Source organism: Streptomyces milbemycinicus, assembly GCF_002154605.1.
Lineage (GTDB): Bacteria > Actinomycetota > Actinomycetes > Streptomycetales > Streptomycetaceae > Streptomyces > Streptomyces milbemycinicus.
Genome location: NZ_MUNE01000729.1, coordinates 1 through 227, shown reverse-complemented (window position 1 = coordinate 227; position 227 = coordinate 1). Strand labels below are relative to the sequence as shown.

The 227-nt window shown below is 76.2% G+C and carries 1 pseudogene; it reads left to right on the top strand.

Annotated features, from left to right (window positions below):
- A pseudogene (locus CCN51_RS56730) lies at positions 1-227 on the top strand (phosphodiester glycosidase family protein); the annotation flags it as partial.

The window sequence follows — 227 nt, the reverse complement described above, 5'->3', positions numbered from 1 at the left end:
GGTCGGCTGACGCTGCGCGGCACAGTGACGGCGGAGGGGCGGGGCACCCGGCCGCTGCGCGGGCTGAACCAGTACGCGTTGGCCGTGGACGGCATCGGGGCGTACACCTCCGACTGGGGCAGCGCGTCCCGGGTGCGGGCCACCTGCGGTGTGGACACCGCCCGGTCGGCGCCCTGCAGTGCGGAGACCTTCGAGGTGACGGTGCGTGAGGGGCGCGTCGCCGAGCG